We start from the raw sequence: 17183 nt of genomic DNA, 5'->3' as shown, positions 1-17183 counted from the left end.
CAGCACTAATTTTCTTAATACGCGAATTTGAATTTTGAATGACTGAATGCCACCTTTACCTACGTATACCAAACAACCTTGGACAGAAACTTACAGTGAAATAATTGATGTCCGTTCTCCCAGCGAGTATGGGGAAGATCGCATTCCTAGTGCAATCAATTTACCAGTTCTAAATGATGCAGAACGAGCCCAAGTGGGAACGATATACAAACAAGATAGCCCCTTCACTGCCCGAAAAATAGGTGCTGCTTTGGTTGCAAACAACATTTCCCACCATCTCACTCAACATTTTGCGGCAAAAGGAAAAGATTATCATCCTTTAGTCTATTGTTGGCGGGGGGGACAGCGTTCCAACAGCATAGCTTCAGTACTGACACAGATTGGTTGGCGAGTCACAGTTGTTGAAGGTGGTTATAAAACATACCGTGCTTATGTCCGCGAGCAATTAGAAAAGCTGCCAGAAAAATTTACCTATAAAATCCTGTGTGGTTTAACTGGTAGTGGCAAAACTCACATTCTACAGAGGATGCGCCTAAATCCTGACGCCCAAGTTTTAGACTTAGAAGCTTTGGCTAAACATCGCGGTTCCTTGCTTGGGGAAGAATGGGACGGACAAGCTTCACCCCAACCATCTCAAAAATATTTTGAATCTCTACTTTTGCAACAACTACAAAGCTTTAATCCAAATCAAACCGTATGGGTAGAATCGGAAAGCAATAAAATCGGGCAAGTTTATTTGCCCCAATCTTTGTGGGAAAAGATGAAACAGGCAAGTTGTGTGGAAATTCAAATTCCATTAGCTGCAAGAGTTCAGTATCTTTTGCAGGAATATCCACACATGACAACTCACCCCTATATCTTAAAAGCAAAACTAGAAAAGCTTAAATCTCGTTATGGCAAAGAAAAATTACGTGAATGGTATCGGTTGATAGATGCTGAAAAGTGGGAGACATTTGTGGAGAATATGTTAGATTTTCACTACGACCCAACTTATCGTAAATCTATGCAAAGGGATTTTATAAAAGTAGAACAAACGCTATTTATTCCCGATTTATCTAACAGTAGCATAGATAATTTGTTAAATATATTGTTACCAGAGTGTGTTTCTTCAAAATCCTGTATGTTTGAATGAGGCAAGAAACTCAGTAAAATTCTCCTTGTTGCTTATTGGCTTTGTTGGGTTTCGTTCCTTAACCCAACCTACGTTTTACGTTCATCCTTTATGCTTTATACTTCATACTTGAAATGTTGGGTTTCGTTCCTCAACCCAACCTACGATTATCGGTAAAATTATTCTCCTTGCTTGTTAGCAAAACTAGCAGGATTAATATTGATGAGAGGTAGGGTACCATTACCACCCATCACTGTTGGAAAATGACCATCCCATTTTTCGATAGCCTGCTTTTGTAATAACTCTGGTGTCAAAGTTTGTCTTTGCAATTTTTGTGCCTCTGCTTGACCTTTAGCACGATTAACATCTGCTTGGGCTTCTTGAGTTGCTTTTTTGGCAATAAATTCTGCCTGTTTAGCTTCTTGTTCGGCTATCTGTTTTGCTTCAATCGCTTTACTAAACTCAGGAGAGAAAGCAAAATTTACTAGAGAAACATCATCGACTATCAAACCATAGGCAGCAAGGCGGACTTTCAGGTTTTTATCAATTTCTTCTTTCAGTTCCGTTCTGACAGTAATAATTTCCTCTGCCGTCTTTTTGGCGGTCGCAGCTTTTAGAACTTCAGAAACAGCAGGAGTGATGATCCCGGTGATAATTTGCTCTTCATCGCCGACTTGTTGATAAACTCTATTGGCTTTTGTCGGGTCAATATGCCAATTTACTGCAAGTTCTGTAGTTATTTTTTGGAGGTCTTTAGAGGCAGCATCAGAATTAAAAGTGTTTTGTCGCACCCTAACACTTAGTCTTTTAACTGATGTCACGATAGGCATTATAGGATGAATACCTTCATCTAATACTTGGTTCTGAACTTTTCCAAATTGCATAACAACACCCCTTTCACCTGCATTCACAATTGTAAAGGGACGGAAAAGAATCGCTAGAAGCAAGACAAAGATTCCCCCTGTTAAGGAAAGATTGAATCTAAAGTTGTTTGAGGCAATTCTATTAATGTTCTGCATATGTTAATTTCATAAATTGAGCTACATTAGAGTAAGTATTACCTCCCCTACAAGTTATTTTGGTTATAAGTAGGTAGGTATGAAAAAAGGTAACTGGAGAAGGTTGCTCTTAGTTATTTGTCATTCGTCATTGGTAAAACTTTCCAACATATTTACATTTTGTAATATAGTTCCGTTTATTCCTGCCCACCTACTTATGAGTTTGCTCAACGAGTAAAACCTTTTTAAAATAGATACACTCCGGTCAGACAAACTTTCGGAAAAACAACCTTGAAACCAAGCTTTAAATTATGAAGATTTATCAACGTCATCCTTGGCCAAATACACTGGATGAAGCCATAAAAATACAAGAACAACTTAAGTCTGAGGTTATTACGGAAGACAATCTTAACGAATCGGTGCAATACGTTGCTGGCGTTGATATGGGTTTTGAAGAAGATGGTACGATTAGCCGTGCTGCTGTGGTGGTACTCAGTTTCCCTGATTTGCAGTTACAGGAACAAAGCATAGCACGTCGTCCTACAACATTTCCTTACATTCCAGGCTTCCTTTCATTTCGGGAAATACCCGCAGTACTAGATGCCCTAGAGAAGATTAAAACAACACCAGACTTGATTCTTTGTGATGGACAGGGAATTGCACATCCTCGTCGGTTAGGTATAGCTTGTCATTTAGGGATAATTGCGGATATACCTACTATTGGTGTCGCCAAATCCTTACTTATTGGCAAGCATGAAGACTTATCAGAAGCAAAAGGTAGTAGGCAACCTTTGATACATCAAGGAGAAACTGTAGGGGTGGTTTTACGAACACGCACGGGAGTTAAGCCAGTTTATGTGTCTAGCGGTCATAAAGTTAGTCTACCTACAGCAATTGATTATGTTTTGCGCTGTACGACAAAATATCGGTTGCCAGAAACAACACGCCTTGCCGATCAACTAGCATCTTCAAAAGCGTAAAAAAATCTTTTAAGAATAGTTGCTTGCTTCTATCTAACTGTGTTAGGAATCGCACAGAACGGAACTGAAGTAACTGATTAAGACTTACGGTGTTGGAACGATGAATGCTTTAACTTTACAGTGGCAGGATGCAGGTATAAATAAATCACAGAAAATATACGAGCAACAGCAAAGTAAAAATAAAGGTACTGTTCGCATTGGTCGCGATCCAGTTCGGTGTGACATTGTTCTCAGTCATCCTACTGTGTCAGGTTTGCACGTTGAAATCTACTTTCAATTACAACAACAATGCTTTTTTATTAGAAATTTACGGGAACAGAATCCCCCACTTGTTGATGGGAGGCAACTTGTTCGGGGCGAAATGCCTTTAAGTCAAGGCAGTATCATCTGCTTGGGGCAACAACAACTCCAAATCACTGATGTTTCCATTTCCCCAGCCAGCAGTGTTCCAGAAACAATTTTGTCCGTACCGCAACCACCAATCGCAAATCCCCAACTTGTTACACCAGTTGCAGTAGGACAAGGACATCACCCCCATCCACCCACACCTCCTGTTAGACAACAACCAGTGGGACAAGGACATCGCCCCCATCCACCCACACCTCCTGTTAGACAACAACCAGTGGGACAGGGCTATCATTATCATTCACCAACTCCACCAGTACAGCAGGGCAGTTACGGGTTAGAGTGCCCCAAATGCCATAAAGTGTCTTCTTTAGAACACCTACAAGTTGGTTGTCCTTGGTGCGGTACTTCCTTAGCAGCAGCAGCTAGTGTTTTAGTTCCACCCGGTGCTTAAGGGATATGGGGAATTCTCTGTGTATAGCTTATAACTGAATAACTAATGACTAATGACTAATGACTAATGACTGGCTAAGCCAAAAATAATCGGTGCAGCACCACCAGAAGATTTCTCCTGGAAAGCAGTCCCTGTCCAGGCGTAGCCAAATCCTGGCTGCAACACTTCATCAGCAATTTCTTCCATGACTTTTATGGCTTGTGCTGTACTGTAGCCTGGTGCTGGAGCTCCTTGGATTTTGATTGACGGGTAGACATTGTAGTGAGTCACAATAGGCGGATAGCTCACTTTTTCCAACTGTACCACCATGTTCAGTTGTACTAGGTTGCCATCTTGAGAGCGTACATACAGGCGACTTATATCCTCAGGATCGGAGCGTGATTCCCCTTCTGCTTGAGCATACACCCTATAGAGCCGCCCGTTAAGAACATATTGATTGACAAAACTTGCGCCTAAGTAGGTCTGCATGGTATTAAAAATGTCACTGACCTGGATATTCTGCGCTTTGGCTTGGTTGCGGTCGATGACAATTTGCATCATCGGCGTGTTGAAGGTGAATTGGGTAAAGACTCCAGCCAGTTCCGGTCGCTTCTGGGCTGCCTCTATCATCTTTTGCGTATTGTCGATTAGTGCTTCCATAGGAAGGGCTGCTCTGTTTTGAACATATAACTCGAATCCACCTGTAGAACCTAATCCATCGACTGGCGGTGCATTCACTGCAATTGCCCTAGCTTCTGGAACTTTTTGGCGTAACCCCTCGTTGATTTTTTGCAGAATCCCAAACACTGATTTATCGGCACCGGGACGCTCCTCCCATTCTTTAAGTTTCACGAAAAAGAGTGCTTTGTTGCTGGCATTCCCCTCAAACCCAAAACCCGCGTTACCTACAACATGCTCAATTTCAGGTAGTGGCAGCATTACTTCCTCAGTAATTCGCTTGACTAAATTAACGCTGTAATTCAGAGAAACCCCAGATGGGGCTTCGATAATCGCAAACAAATACCCCTGATCTTCTTCTGGGATAAATCCCTGGGGAGTTGTCTGATAGATCCAACCCGTCGCCACTAAACCGGCAATAAAAACTGGAATGACGAGTAGCCGAATCCAGATCAGAAATTTCACTGCCTTAACGTATACTATTTGGAACCAGTCAAAACCGCGATTAAACCAACGAAAAAACCAGCCCAATGGACCGTGCACTTCCTGCTGCGGTCGCATGATAATAGCTGACATACTGGGAGACAAGCTCAGAGCGTTGAAGGTGGAAATGGCGATGGAGAAGGCAATAATCAGGGCGAATTGCTTATAGACGATTCCTGTAGTGCCAGGAAAGAAGGTAACGGGGATAAACACTGCCATCAGTACAACTGATGTAGCGATAGTTGCCGAAGTCAGTTCCTCCATGGCATCCAAGGCTGCCTGAAGAGGTTTCATCCCCTGAGATAGTTTGGCAGAGATGGCCTCTACTACCACAATCCCATCATCCACCACTAAACCGGTTGCTAAGATAACACCAAACAGAGTCAACTGATTAAGGGTGAACCCGAATGCGTATGCACAGGCCATCGTTCCAATTAGCGAAACGGGAATGGCAATAGAGGGAATGATTGTGGTGCGCCAGTCCTGTAAAAAGATGAAAATCACCAAAAACACCAGAGCGACCGCCTCCATCAGGGTTTTGAAGGCTTCGTCGAGAGAAGCGGCTACGAATAAAGTATTGTCTAAGGCGACTGTCGCTTTCAATCCTGGAGGAAGATTCTGCTCTAACTCAGCCATTGTGGCTTTGATCGAGCTAGCTGTATTCCAGGCATTAGTTCCTGGAAGTTGGTATATTACAAGAATAACTGCTGGTGAGCTATCAAACAAAGTTGTGGTGCTGTAATCTTGTGCCCCCACCTCTGCTCGACCCACATCTTTAACCCTGGTTAGGGTACCATCCCCACCTACTTTCACCACAATATCTTCAGCTTCCGCAGGAGTGGTGAAACGACCGATTGCCCGCAGAGCAATTTCATACTGTTGCTCGCTTGCTGTAGGCTGCTGACCAATTCTTCCTGCTCCTACCTGAATATTCTGTTCCGAAATAGCATTGATGACATCCTGAGCCGTCAAATTTCTAGCCGCGAGGGCATCGGGGTCGAGCCAGATACGCATGGCATATTTACGTTCTCCAACAATTCTGGTGTAACCTACGCCCTCGATCCGTTTGATCTCATCGAGAACTTGCCGATCGACGTAATTACTGATAAAAACGTTATCGTATGTAAAGTTACCGTTTTGGTTCTTTTCAGAATAGAAGGCGTAAGCTAAGGTAATTGTTGGGGATTGTTTTTGAGTTATAACACCAGTTCGGTTAACTGCCTCCGGTAGCTCGGCTTCTGCGATCGCCACATTATTTTGAACAAGAACTTGGGCAGTATTTCTGTCCATCTCTGTCGGGAAGGATATGTTAATGGTTGTGTCACCATTATTTGTCGTTTGAGAGGACATATACATAACCTGCTCCGTGCCATTGATTTGCCGCTCAAGCACGGTAGTCACATTTTCTTCCGCTGTTTTGGCATCGGTACCGAGATAGTTGGCAGTTACAGTAACCTGCTTGAGAGCCATTTCTGGTAACTTATCCAGGGGAAGGAGAGGTGTAGCAATTCCTCCTATTAAGAGAATAAGTACAGTGCAAACTGTAGTTAAGATCGGTCGCTTGATGAAAATGTCAGCAATACTCAGCAGCATAGTTCAGGAAATCCTGTTAATCGTTAGGGGCGGTGGGAGAGAGTTATTGCCACAAGGTTAAATAAAGACCCAATACTAGTTATCTAGGAACCAGGCTGAATGGGAGTGCCATTTTTCAAGTTAAGAATTTGCGTTACAGCAATCTCTTCTCCCGCCTTGACCCCATTAAGCACCTGATAACTTTGACCTTGAATATTTCCTAATTGAACAGGTCTTTGCCGAACAACTGGTTTTTGCCCTTTCTCAGCTACAAAGACAAAGTTTTGTGCACCAATGGTAGACACTGCCACCGTGGGGATCAAAATCCCCGAACCTTGACTCCAAATAACTCTTGCTTTGACAAACTGCCTATCGCGTAAGGTGCCTTTTTGGTTAGGAAAGCGTGCCTTAGTTAAAATTGCCTGATTGCCAGTGTTTACCTCAGGCGAGATAAAGTAGATATTTCCTTTGGTCAGGCGTTGGCGTGTATTGGGGTCAATGAGCTCTACTGGCAGCCCCACTCTCAGTTGCGATGAGCGGTTTATAGGAACTGAAATTCGCAAGTCTAGAGAGTCGTTTTGAATAATACTGGTTAGGGTTTGACCAGTGCTAACGTAGTCTCCGACCTTAACTGGAAAGTCACTAACCACACCTGTGATGGGCGCAAGCACCTGTTTGTACTGGACAGAGACATTTGCAGCAGCTGCATCTGCCTGAGCTTGCTTGAGCTCGGCATTCGCCTGATTTAAGCTAGATTTTGCAGCTTCCACCTGTTCGGAGGCAGCACGGAGGGAGGCAAGCGCTGTATCCTGGTTGGTCTGGGCAATGTCCAATTGCTGCCTGGGCTGTACCCCCTGATTGACGAGTTGTTCAGCTCGTTGGAACTGTACTTTCTGAAGTTTTACTTCCGATGCAGCCCTGACCCGATCTGCCTCTGCGGCTCGGAGCCTCGCTTGGGCAGTGTCACGGGCTGCTCTGGCAGAGTTAGCTCTGGCAATAGCACTCGCGTATTGAGCTTGAGTTTGATCGGGACGGAGTTGCACAATCGGTGTCCCTTTCGTAACCCGAGTTCCGTTTGAGACTCGAATTTCAGTAATCCGACCCTCGATCTCCGGCCTTAGGTCAACTTTTTCTAAAGCTTCTAGCGATCCCACAAACTCAGAACTGTTTTCGATCTGGGTGCGCTCTAACACCTGCAATTTCACAGGAATAGGAGGTGGAGATTCACTTTCTTGAGCCGAAGTTTCACCTCCTTTGCACCCGCCAGTCAGACCAGAGGCTAGAAGAGCTATACCTAGCAGCTTTATTGTGAGTAAGGTATTGACTTTTAACATTCAAAATGATGTTTAGACATACTTCGTGTTTACTAAAACTTGTATCATGTCCAGTAAATTGCCCATTTGGATATTACCCCTGCCCGACTTTGCCACACTAGTCCATAGATTAGGGGAAGGGCTGGGGGGTGGGGTCATTTTTTTGTGGTTAATTAGACGGACTTGATATTATGCATTGGGAAGAAGACAGTTATGTCTTTCTTACCGTTTCTTTATGAAGATGCATCTATTTAGCCTGCGGAGGCAAGCTTTGTTTGTATAGCCCCAGGTTTGTAGTCAGCAGGTGAACAAAGTGCAACCTCATATAAAATTGGTATCAACAGCTGATAGTAGGTTGCAAAGTTTTTCACGCATCAATTTCCTGATTGCTAAAGCCCTGTAAGTACTACGCTAGGTTGAAAATCTGCATTTTGTATGCATCTTGGAACGCGTTCATTACAGGAACTTTTTATCAACTTAGCTTGCTTTTTGCAGGATTATAGAAATATACACTATTAATTTTAAAGAGCGCGACTGCAAGGACACAAGGGTTGATTTTTCGTTTGCAAGTTTGTATTCTTTTGCTTGTAGAAGGAGTAATACAGCAAAAGTGTGTGTAATCAAACTAGGCGTGCTAATGCACGCGTTAAGTTGTAACTAGACCCAAAAGTTTTCAGGGACTGGAAGCATAACTGCGTATTTCAGCTCTTGGAAGCTTGATTATTACGTAGGGAGTTTGTCAACTATTCATAACATAAGAAGCATAATTTTTCCGCATATGCACGCATGGAATTATAAAGCTGTGACTTAAAGGAATTGTTTGCCGCAGTGGCATACTTTTAATTACAAAAGCTTCTGCAGGTGCTAATATTTTGCTCAGTTCAGTAATGCTTGTGTGTTTTTTTATTTATGACCTTCAGGGATAAAAGCAAGATACATCAAGGCAAGTAGCAACTAAAGTTGGAAAATTTTACGTAGTGGCGAGACTTCATCTATATTTATAAGCAAGTAATATTTGTATCGAAAAGGTTAAGATTAGATTTTTAATAAATAGGGAAGAAATTTAACAGTAACTCATGTGTTTGACTACTAAAATTATCAATAATTGGGTATAGAATTAAAGGTAATTAGTGGAAACTGCTAATTGCTAAGGCTTTGAAAAGTCGGATGGAAAGGCATTGTCTATTACTGCTGATGTCTCTGACCTTGCATCGGTAGAATCTATCAAAGAAGGAAATTATGAAACCGGATGACAACACGATTTTAGTTACAGGAGGAACGGGTCGTCAGGGCGGTGCGACCGCACATCACCTTTTGGCTGGTGGATGGAAAGTCCGAGCGCTGACCCGCAATCCAAATAGCCCCCAAGCTCGAAAGCTTGCAGAGGCTGGAGCCGAAGTGGTTCAAGGCAACCTCAACGACCGCGCTTCCGTTGATCGGGCGCTGCAGGGCATTTATGGTGTCTTTAGTGTGCAGGACTACTGGCAAACGGGCTACGAAGGAGAAATTGCACAAGGCAAGCTCTTGGCGGATGCGGCTGTTGCGGCTGGTGTGCAACACATGGTATACACCTCCGTCAGCGGTATCGACCGAAACCCTGGCGTTGTTCGGCACTACGACAGCAAACTCGAGATTGAGAAATACCTCAAGACGCTCAAGCTGCCGAGCACCGTCCTCGGACCACCCACCTTCATGGAGAACTACCTTTCTCCTGTGCTCTTCATCATGGTGTTCGCAGGCTTAGTTACTTGGGACATGGAACCGGATGCCCCACACCAGCACATCTCGACCGAAGACATTGGTGCTTTTGCCCGACTAGCCTTTGAGAACCCTGAACGCTTCGTGGGTGAAAGGCTCGACTTGGCTGGCGATGACTTGACAGGGGTGGAGATGGCCGAGATATTCAGCCGAGTTCTTAAAATCCCGATCCAATTTAGCAGAATCGCAGGGGAAAAGCTGAAAAAGGTCGATCCGAGAGTCGGGGAGATGTTCGATGCCCGAGGCTATTGCAACTACCGAGCTGACATTGCAGCTTGCCGTGCGCTCTACCCAGAACTGCTCACTTTCGAGGCATGGCTACGCAAAATCGGGTGGGACAAGCTGTGAACAGAGAATAAGGCACGAGATGTGAAACAAAACCGTAAGGAAAAGTAAAATTGATTTAGGATTTCCTCACAGTTTTTCGGGGAGCTACATGACCATAACCATTATTCGTAGAGAGGCACATATTTTGACTTCGATTCAAACCCTTGAGATCTGGACTACTATCAAAGCATCTATGCTCAGGAGTCAGGTTCAGTGGAGATGGCATCGGCGGGGCACGCGTTCACCTAGAAATTGCTCTTCGACCTGAAGCACCGTAGCGTTGAAACAGCGTATATAGTACTCCACACTAGTCTCTCCTCCTATGTGGACGCTCGGCGTGATGCCCAACACCCTGCCTCAGAGGAGGAGTACTTCATCAGCGAGGTAGCAATGGAGAAGATTAACCGGACGCATCAGCATGTGTGACTTGAAAAAGATTTTGGACAGCTTTGGAAGAAGAAGTTGGACACATTATAAGCTGAAATACTTATAACTTCGTGTTTGGCGTTAATACAGCAATGGGAATTTTGGAACAAGAAAATGGACATAGTACATAAAGTGGAAGAAGAAAATGGACATAATAACAAAAGTCAGTTTGAGCGAAATTAGCTTTTGGTAAACCTTTCCAGTCTCCCTGTTCTAAGTTTACTCCCCAGCGATCGCTATTTTTGGAAGGTAAAGTTGGACAACCTGTCCAGAATCTTCTTCAAGTCACAGCATGGTGGATGCGTTATTGCAGTAGGAACTATTGTGGTGCGGACATTGGAATCGGTGGCAGATGAGGCTGGAAAGGTTGAAGCAGGGCATGACTATATGCGATTGCACATCACAGCCACTCATGTGCTCAAAGCAGTAGAAGCTTTGCTGACCGACTGACACAAGGAGGCGAAGCACCTCGACCTGCTTACCGCCTTCCTGCCAGCTAAGAAGATTCGGGAAGCATACGAGCAAGCCGTGCAAAGAGCTTACCTGTGGCATGAGTTCGGGGATCTTAACCTGATTGTCTGACGCGGTGACAAGGAGTTAGAACGTAGACTGTACCACATCTGATGCCCTCAGCGCTTGCTGAAAATATTTAAGCTTATTAGGCTGGATTGACCAGAGTAAAACTCGCAAACTATTTTGAACAGAAGCATATGTACTTTCAGTAAATCGTAAAGTTTTCCCAAGGGGCGATCGCTAACCTAACTCTACAATTTTTTCCAATCCACAGGTTAGGATAGTTCAGCAAAAAATGTATCTCAAGTTACAAAAAATTGGTGGTAGGCTCCGCTAATGCCCCTTGGGCAATCGCTCTTTTGGAGAAAAATTTGTCGATTTACTGACTTTTGTTTACCGAAAAAAGGCAGGGGGCAGAGGGCAGCTATGCTGAAGGAAAAATTGTAAATTTTAATACATTACCAAGTTCTCTGTGCTCTGCCAAACGGTTTAAAGCCCAGAGAAGTTTCCTACGGCGGGAGACCCGCCTATGGCACTTTCGTGCCACGCTTCGCTATCAGAACTTCTCTCTACTTTTAAGTAGGTCGGAAAACAATCTTAGTGCGAACTTTATCAAATCCCTCGCATTTATGCGTAGGGATACAGATCTGCCCTCAGACGAGCGTACTTCTGCCTTCTTAACAGCATAGACGACCAGTCAAAACTGGGGTGGTAGATGACTAGCTCAATACCAAGCACGACCGAAAGAATACAAACTTGCTCCGAAAAATAGATCCTTGCCACCAATACTTGGCGCTCTTTAAACTTAATTATTGATAGTTAGCCAAAAATCAATTTGGGTTGACGATTCTCACAATTTACAAAGGGTAGGACACCGCTTTAACAAAAACAAGGCACTGATTGATTCCTACGCAAAGAGAATTAACAATTTCCTTTGCAAGCGCATTCATCGCGTCTGCCCAGATAGCGGGGTTAACAATTCTTCCAATTGATTGGCGATTGCACAAAGCGCAGTGCCTTTCGGGCAATCGCTTCGTTATGATGGCTGGGTCAATTGTGCCTGTGTACACGATCCGAATTGTAATGCGTCCGTTTGGGCATGGTGACAATCAAACTCCTGAACGATTAGTTTGACATCTCAACCTACGCCAAATATTTAAGGAATTTTACTCATTGACAAATGCAGTATTGTCTTAAATTGTCATGAATGTACGCCTTCCGACCCCCTACGACCGTGTCGTTTAAGTATGAGCCTGTGGTTATGAACCACCTGGTTTTTTCTATAATTGTTGACCGCCCACAGGATAAGATATTATGAGTGCAATAACAAGAGTAGCTGTTGTTACGGGTGCTAACCGTGGCATCGGATTTGAAACTTGCAGACAACTGGCGAAAAACAAGTCACAGGTTGTGCTTACCAGTCGCAACGAGGCAAAGGGCAAAGCATCAGTTAATCAACTGCTTGCAGAGGGGTTAGATGTCTTTTACCATCAGCTCGACGTCACCCAACCTGAAAGCATTGGGCAGCTTACTAACTTCATTAGTAAGAAATTTGGTCGGTTGGATGTGTTGGTGAACAACGCGGCTGTCTATCTGGATGGTTCCGGAGGGGGGGATAGTTTGTTAAACGCGAAGGTTGATACATTTCGTGAAACTATGGAGACAAACTTCTATGGTCCACTAAAGGTTTGCCAGGCTTTAGTGCCATTAATGAAACAGCAGAACTATGGTCGGGTTGTAAATGTCTCCTCTGGCGCAGGGCAGTTGTCTGATATGCATAGCGGCTACCCAGCCTACCGCGTTTCCAAAACAGCACTAAATGCGCTTACACGGATTTTAGCCTACGAGTTAAAAGGCATCAATGTGTTGGTCAATGCAGTCTGCCCTGGCTGGGTCAAAACTGATATGGGTGGTTCTAACGCTCCCCGAACTCCGGAGCAAGGGGCTGACACAATCATGTGGCTGGCGACACTCCCGGATGAAGGTCCGACAGGCGGCTTTTTCCGGGATCGCAAACCCCTTGACTGGTAGGAATGGGACGTAGAGGGGATGCAATTTGAAGTGCGTGATGCAGAGGGTTCTGGGCGTTATCTAGCGTCGACTGTGCGTGCTGGTGCTGATTATTGTCAGATAGCTGACATTATCTTCACTGCGGTCACCGAACGCTCTTATATCGACGCTGACTACATCCTCGAGTTCCAAGTATTGCGGCAAGTTGCGTTATCGGTAGGGACGTATAGTCAGACATCAAGGTATTTTCAACGCGGCAATGAGAATTTATCTCAGCCGATTCTTAAATGTGCCAGCAGCACGCTTGCCAGAGCCACATAGCATGGAGGATAACCCTAATGTGCTACTGCACGAACTCCCGATGCTCCTAAATCGGCAGCAGCAGGTAAACAAGGCAGGCAACTTCCAGTTGGCTATCACATCAGCATTTGCTTATTAGGACAAATAATGAGAGGAGAACGACACTTTGGCACGTGTACACAAAACCAAAACTCAACAGCTCGATCGCAAATGGGCAACCCTGATCACCGTCTGCATCGCCAGTTTCTTGGAGCCACTTGACACCACTGTCGTTGTGGTGGCGCTACCCACCATCCAGCGGTCACTGGACGCAAGCTTCGCCGAACTCCAGTGGATCGTCAGCGCATACACGCTAACCTTTGCTGCCTTCTTAATGACGGGCGGGACGCTGGGCGATCGGTTCGGTCGTCGACGGATCTTCATCACGGGACTCACCCTGTTTGCGGTCATGTCGCTGCTGTGCGGCCTTGCGCCGAGCCCGTTAGTGCTCAACTTGGCCCGTGGAGCGCAAGGCCTCGGTGCGGCGCTCACTTTTACCATTACGCTGGCCCTGCTGGTGCAGGAGTTTCATGGTCGCGAGCGTGCAATGGCTTTTGGCATTTGGGGCGCGCTCCAGGGGGCCGGTCTTTCTCTCGGGCCGTTGATTGGTGGGCTGGTGACCGCAGGTCTCGGCTGGCGGTGGATCTTTCTCGGCAACGTCCCGGTCTGTGCCTTCGCTATCTGGCTGACACTAGCGAAGGTTCGCGAGTCGCGTGACCCCGAAACTGGAGGCTTGGACTGGGTTGGCCTCGTGACCTTCACCACAGCGCTGTTCCTGCTGATCTTCGCCTTGGTCACCGGCAACGAACACGGTTGGGGCAGCTTGCTGATAGTTGGCGCGCTGGTTGGTGTGCTCGTAATGCTCGGTGCCTTCCTAGCCGTAGAGCTGCGCCAGCGCCGCCCGATGTTCGACCTCAAGCTGTTCCGCAATGGAACCTTCACTGGTGCTTCGCTCGTTGCCGTCATCCAAAGTATCTCGTTTTTTACGTTCTTCATCTACCTGCCCTTGTATTTCCAAGGCGTTTTGGGCTTCTCCCCTGTGCAGGCAGGGCTGGCGCTTCTCCCATTGAACGCTCCGCTGTTCGTTATGGGAATTTTGAGCGGTAAGATCGTATCTCGCCTGCCAACGCGGGTGCTGCTAAGTGCAGGACTGGCGATCAACGGTCTAGGACTATTGTGGATGAAAGGCCTAGGCGCAGACTCTGGGTGGACGGCGCTCTTGGGCGGCTCTTTAGTGGCAGGCATTGGGTGCGGTCTAAGCCTCGGGGAAGTGTCAAATGTCGCGATCGGCATTGTGCCTGACGAGCGCAGCGGTATGGCCTCGGGCATTAACAATACTATGCGCCAGGTCGGCTTTGCTCTCGGAGTCGCTGGACTTGGTGCCATCCTGACCCAGCGAATTTCGAGCCGACTGTTCGATCTTACTTGGGGTACCCCAGCAGCAGTTGATGAGCATAACACCAATCTTGTGAACATGGTTGCTGCAGGAGATTTCTCCAGAGCGGCTGCTTCCTTTCCTCCAGAAGCCCAACGCCTGTTCACGCAAGCAGCCAAAGAGAGCTTCATCAGCGGCATCGATTTCATCCTTCTCGTCGCCGCCGTCATCGCAATCGTCGGGGCGGTTCTGGCCTTCGTGCTCGTGCGGACACGCGACATTCCTAAACATCAGCGCCCGGTGACACCGACTGGCTGAATGAAGGACACTTTAAAAACAGGAGAAATTCGTAGCTCAAAAATTTATCATCTAAGGAGACAGAAATATGCAACCTCAAAAGTTTGCTGAACTCAATCATTATCGTTTACTAGGTAATAGTGGTCTGCGAGTATCACCCCTGTGCTTAGGTACCATGACCTTTGGTACAGATTTCGGTTGGGGAGCCGATAAAGAAGAAAGTCGCAAAATATTTGACTTGTATACCGAGCGAGGCGGCAATTTCATTGACACTTCAAATAACTATACAAATGGAACAAGCGAAACTTTTCTGGGAGAATTTCTCGAATCGCGCCGAGAGCAATTTGTGCTGGGAACTAAATATACAGGTAATACGCGTCAGGGAGATCCCAATGCAGGCGGAAACCACCGGAAAAATATTATCCAATCCGTGGAGGCGAGCCTGAAACGTTTGAAAACAGATTATATCGATCTCTATTGGTTACATCTTTGGGAATTTCGTACCCCGATTGAAGAAGTCATGCGTGGTTTGGACGATTTAGTTAGAGCCGGAAAAGTGCTTTATTTGGGAATTTCTGATGTTCCTGCTTGGAAAGTTTCGCAAGCGAATACGATTGCCGAGCTTCGAGGCTGGACATCTTTTATTGCCCTTCAAGTTCAATACAACCTGGTCGAACGCAGTGCTGAACGTGATTTGCTCCCGATGGCCCAGGAATTTAATATTGGTGTTCTTCCCTGGTCTCCGCTAGCCGGAGGAGTTCTCACTGGAAAGTACAATTGCAACAATAAATCAGGTGCTAATGCAAACAATGGAACATCTCGAGAAGTTACAGAAAGTATGCGTAAAGATTTAACCAAGACAATGGGGATGTTGACTGAAAGAAATGTTGCTATTGCTGAAGAAGTTGAAAGCATTGCACAAGAGATTGGTCGTTCTCCAGCACAAGTGGCTTTGAATTGGTTACTCCAAAAACCCGGTGTTGTCAGTCCAATTCTGGGTGCACGTAGGGTTAGCCATCTAGAAGATAATCTTGAGTGCTTGGATTTTGTGCTCTCACCAGAACAGATGGAGCATTTAGATAACCTAAGTGAAATTGATTTAGGGTTTCCTCACACTTTTCTAGAAAGCGACCTGATCAAAAACATTATCAGTGGTGGGGCGCATATCGCAGCTTAGTTGTTTGTCCTTAGGGATTCATTGCCTTAAACAAATATGACAGGACCAGTAATCACATCTAGATGAGTTTCTGAGAAACTCTTAACGATTGCTAATGCAAAACATCACTTTGATAATGCTTACAAAATAATATAATTAACGAGGTGAATCCATGAATTTGCAATTGCAGGGCAAGCGGGCTCTGGTTACCGGCAGTAGCAACGGCATTGGTGAGAGCGTTGCGAAGGTGCTAGCCCAAGAAGGTGCATTTGTTGTTGTACACGGACGAGATGAGGAGCGGGTGAATCAAGTCGCTCAGGAGATTACTACCGACGGCGGCAAAGCGTTTGTCGTTATTGGCGATCTCGCAACGGACGAAGGCGCAAAGTATGTGACCGACGAGATATTATCGTCTCTTGGCGGCGTGGATATTCTGGTAAACAACGCGGGTGTGTTTGAAGACCGTGGCTGGATGGATACGGCACCAAATGCATGGTCCGAAACGTTCAATGTCAACGTGCTTTCCATGGTGCGACTGATTCAGCTTCTTTTGCCACAGATGAAGGAACTCGGTTGGGGACGTCTCATCCAGATGTCAAGCGGCGAGGCGATACAACCCTTCGCCTTCCAACCCGACTACTCCGCCACCAAAGCTGCCGTTGTCAACCTCACCGTCAGCCTCTCAAAAGAACTCGCTGGTACAAACATCACTGTGAACACGGTTAGTCCCGGTCCGATCGTGACCGCTGGATTTGAAAAGCTTTTCCGCCGTATCGCTCAAACCCAGGGTTGGGGAGACGACTGGGCCGAGATCGAGAGGCGTGCTCTCAAAGAAAGGGTACACCTGCACACCACCTCCGGTCGGCTTGGCCGAGTCGAAGAAGTTGCCGACCTAATTGCGTTCCTCGCTAGTCCACGCGCAGGCTACATCAACGGTGCAAACATACGCGTGGATGGCGGCTATGTACAGTCAATCTGACTTCATACAAGCATTTAAGTGGGGAAGTAAAAGTGACTAATGTGTCCGGGCAGAAGTCAAAATGTAAAGCACTTGAACCTAGATTAAAAG

General features: G+C 45.8%; 14 protein-coding genes and 1 pseudogene. 12 read left to right on the top strand and 3 right to left on the bottom strand.

The features are described 5' to 3' along the window. Positions 1 to 46: 46 nt before the first annotated feature. Positions 47 to 1132 (top strand): tRNA 2-selenouridine(34) synthase MnmH, encoded by a 1086-nt coding sequence (mnmH, locus tag ACYRY3_RS43850; RefSeq protein ID WP_460208123.1) that lies wholly within the window; start codon positions 47 to 49, stop codon positions 1130 to 1132. 158 nt (positions 1133 to 1290) lie between these two features. Here the strand turns inward: mnmH and ACYRY3_RS43845 are convergent, their stop codons facing one another. Next, a complete protein-coding gene (locus tag ACYRY3_RS43845) occupies positions 1291 to 2130 on the bottom strand; it encodes a prohibitin family protein (RefSeq protein WP_460208122.1) in 840 nt (279 codons plus the stop codon). Positions 2131 to 2420: 290 nt separating this feature from the next. Between ACYRY3_RS43845 and nfi the strand changes: the two genes are divergently transcribed. After that, positions 2421 to 3089 (top strand): deoxyribonuclease V, encoded by a 669-nt coding sequence (gene nfi / locus ACYRY3_RS43840; RefSeq protein WP_460208121.1) that lies wholly within the window; start codon positions 2421 to 2423, stop codon positions 3087 to 3089. 100 nt (positions 3090 to 3189) lie between these two features. Next, positions 3190 to 3888: an FHA domain-containing protein gene (locus ACYRY3_RS43835; protein WP_460208120.1), complete on the top strand. Its 699-nt coding sequence runs from the start codon at positions 3190 to 3192 to the stop codon at positions 3886 to 3888. A gap of 63 nt (positions 3889 to 3951) precedes the next feature. Here ACYRY3_RS43835 and ACYRY3_RS43830 read toward each other — a convergent pair whose 3' ends face one another. Continuing rightward, on the bottom strand, positions 3952 to 6621 hold the full coding sequence (locus ACYRY3_RS43830; RefSeq protein ID WP_460208119.1) for an efflux RND transporter permease subunit: 2670 nt from the start codon (positions 6619 to 6621) through the stop codon (positions 3952 to 3954). 83 nt (positions 6622 to 6704) lie between these two features. Beyond that, positions 6705 to 7934, bottom strand: a complete 1230-nt coding sequence (locus ACYRY3_RS43825) for an efflux RND transporter periplasmic adaptor subunit (RefSeq protein ID WP_460208118.1) — start codon at positions 7932 to 7934, stop codon at positions 6705 to 6707. Positions 7935 to 9152: 1218 nt separating this feature from the next. On the opposite strand from ACYRY3_RS43825, the gene ACYRY3_RS43820 reads away from it, so the two are divergent. From ACYRY3_RS43820 to ACYRY3_RS43780, 9 genes and pseudogenes are all read left to right on the top strand, one after another. After that, positions 9153 to 10019 (top strand): NmrA/HSCARG family protein, encoded by an 867-nt coding sequence (locus ACYRY3_RS43820; protein ID WP_460208117.1) that lies wholly within the window; start codon positions 9153 to 9155, stop codon positions 10017 to 10019. A 231-nt stretch (positions 10020 to 10250) separates the two neighbouring features. Then, complete coding sequence (locus ACYRY3_RS43815) at positions 10251 to 10424, top strand: hypothetical protein (RefSeq protein WP_460208116.1); 174 nt, start codon at positions 10251 to 10253, stop codon at positions 10422 to 10424. Between the two features lie 186 nt (positions 10425 to 10610). Then, positions 10611 to 11006: pseudogene (locus tag ACYRY3_RS43810) on the top strand (S-adenosylmethionine:tRNA ribosyltransferase-isomerase). A gap of 831 nt (positions 11007 to 11837) precedes the next feature. Further along, a complete protein-coding gene (locus tag ACYRY3_RS43805; protein ID WP_460208115.1) occupies positions 11838 to 12071 on the top strand; it encodes a hypothetical protein in 234 nt (77 codons plus the stop codon). 180 nt (positions 12072 to 12251) lie between these two features. Further along, positions 12252 to 12968 (top strand): SDR family oxidoreductase, encoded by a 717-nt coding sequence (locus ACYRY3_RS43800; RefSeq protein WP_460208114.1) that lies wholly within the window; start codon positions 12252 to 12254, stop codon positions 12966 to 12968. Between the two features lie 238 nt (positions 12969 to 13206). Beyond that, entirely contained in the window at positions 13207 to 13386 is a 180-nt protein-coding gene (locus tag ACYRY3_RS43795) for a hypothetical protein (RefSeq protein ID WP_460208113.1), read from the top strand. Positions 13387 to 13413: 27 nt separating this feature from the next. Further along, the gene (locus ACYRY3_RS43790; RefSeq protein ID WP_460208112.1) at positions 13414 to 14979 is read left to right on the top strand and encodes an MFS transporter; all 1566 of its coding nucleotides are present in this window, start codon (positions 13414 to 13416) and stop codon (positions 14977 to 14979) included. Between the two features lie 67 nt (positions 14980 to 15046). After that, entirely contained in the window at positions 15047 to 16135 is a 1089-nt protein-coding gene (locus tag ACYRY3_RS43785) for an aldo/keto reductase (protein WP_460208111.1), read from the top strand. Between the two features lie 151 nt (positions 16136 to 16286). Further along, positions 16287 to 17093, top strand: a complete 807-nt coding sequence (locus ACYRY3_RS43780; protein WP_460208110.1) for an SDR family NAD(P)-dependent oxidoreductase — start codon at positions 16287 to 16289, stop codon at positions 17091 to 17093. Positions 17094 to 17183: the final 90 nt, after the last annotated feature.

The organism is Scytonema sp. NUACC21 (assembly GCF_054684315.1).
The sequence above is the reverse complement of the archived record's forward strand: the minus strand, read 5'-3'. Positions and strand labels throughout refer to the sequence as shown.

Bases quoted from the DNA above. Each gene is read 5' to 3' on its own strand.
- ACYRY3_RS43785 (WP_460208111.1), top strand. From the start codon at position 15,047: ATGCAACCTCAAAAGTTTGCTGAACTCAATCATTATCGTTTACTAGGT.
- ACYRY3_RS43800 (WP_460208114.1), top strand. From the start codon at position 12,252: ATGAGTGCAATAACAAGAGTAGCTGTTGTTACGGGTGCTAACCGTGGC.
- ACYRY3_RS43830 (WP_460208119.1), bottom strand. From the start codon at position 6,621: ATGCTGCTGAGTATTGCTGACATTTTCATCAAGCGACCGATCTTAACT.
- ACYRY3_RS43845 (WP_460208122.1), bottom strand. From the start codon at position 2,130: ATGCAGAACATTAATAGAATTGCCTCAAACAACTTTAGATTCAATCTT.
- ACYRY3_RS43795 (WP_460208113.1), top strand. From the start codon at position 13,207: ATGAGAATTTATCTCAGCCGATTCTTAAATGTGCCAGCAGCACGCTTG.
- nfi (WP_460208121.1), top strand. From the start codon at position 2,421: ATGAAGATTTATCAACGTCATCCTTGGCCAAATACACTGGATGAAGCC.
- mnmH (WP_460208123.1), top strand. From the start codon at position 47: ATGCCACCTTTACCTACGTATACCAAACAACCTTGGACAGAAACTTAC.
- ACYRY3_RS43820 (WP_460208117.1), top strand. From the start codon at position 9,153: ATGAAACCGGATGACAACACGATTTTAGTTACAGGAGGAACGGGTCGT.
- ACYRY3_RS43835 (WP_460208120.1), top strand. From the start codon at position 3,190: ATGAATGCTTTAACTTTACAGTGGCAGGATGCAGGTATAAATAAATCA.
- ACYRY3_RS43825 (WP_460208118.1), bottom strand. From the start codon at position 7,934: ATGTTAAAAGTCAATACCTTACTCACAATAAAGCTGCTAGGTATAGCT.
- ACYRY3_RS43780 (WP_460208110.1), top strand. From the start codon at position 16,287: ATGAATTTGCAATTGCAGGGCAAGCGGGCTCTGGTTACCGGCAGTAGC.